Source organism: Streptomyces gottesmaniae, from assembly GCF_031845845.1.
GTDB lineage: Bacteria > Actinomycetota > Actinomycetes > Streptomycetales > Streptomycetaceae > Streptomyces > Streptomyces akebiae.
On the sequence record NZ_JAVRFJ010000099.1, the window covers coordinates 1 to 844 of the forward strand.

Genomic DNA, 844 nt, shown 5'->3' on the forward strand with positions numbered 1-844 from the left:
GCCACCGGCACACCCACACCATCAGCCACCCACAACGACACCCGATCCCGCGCCACATGCCGCACACACACCCGCAACACCGACGCACCCACCGCGAACAACGACACCCCCGACCACGAGAACGGGAGTCGGGCCACTGTGCCGTCCTCTTCCTCACTCTCGTAGGAGGGTGAGAAACCGAGCGCGTGAAGGGCTGCGTCGAGAAGTGCGGGATGCAGACCGAAGCGGGCGGCTTCCGCTGCCGCATCCGCCGGCAGTTCGATCTCCGCGTAGACCTCGTCGCCCTTGCGCCACGCGGCGGTCAGGCCCTGGAACAGGGGGCCGTAGACCAGACCGGATTCCGGCCGCTCGTACATGCCCTCGACGTCGAGTGCCTCCGCTCCGGCGGGCGGCCACTGTGCCAGCTCGAACCCGGCCGACGTCTGCGAAGGACTCAGCAGACCACTGGCATGCCGCGTCCACGGCACGTCCTCGTCCGCGTCCTCCAGGCGTGCGTACACGGCAACCGGTCGTTCACCGGTACCCGTCGTCGCCTCGACGACGACCTGCATCTGAACGCCGCCACGCTCCGGCACGACGAGAGGCGCTTCCTGGGTCAGCTCCTCGATTCGCCCGCAGCCGACCTCGTCCCCCGCCCGCACCAGCAACTCGACGAAGCCGGTCCCCGGGAAGACCACCGTGCCGCCGACGGTGTGATCGGCCAGCCACGGATGCGACTTCAACGACAGCCGACCCGTCAGGACGACACCCTCACCGCCGGCCAGCCCCACCACCGCACCGACCAGCGGATGATCCGCCGCCGACTGCCCCAGACCCGCCGCATCCGTCACCGACCAGCCAGCCT

1 protein-coding gene is annotated in these 844 nt (G+C 69.7%); it reads right to left on the bottom strand.

The window, feature by feature from the left end; all coding sequences use genetic code 11:
* A partial coding sequence (locus RM704_RS44555) for a polyketide synthase dehydratase domain-containing protein (protein ID WP_311593567.1) occupies nt 1–844 on the bottom strand: 844 nt, incomplete at both ends.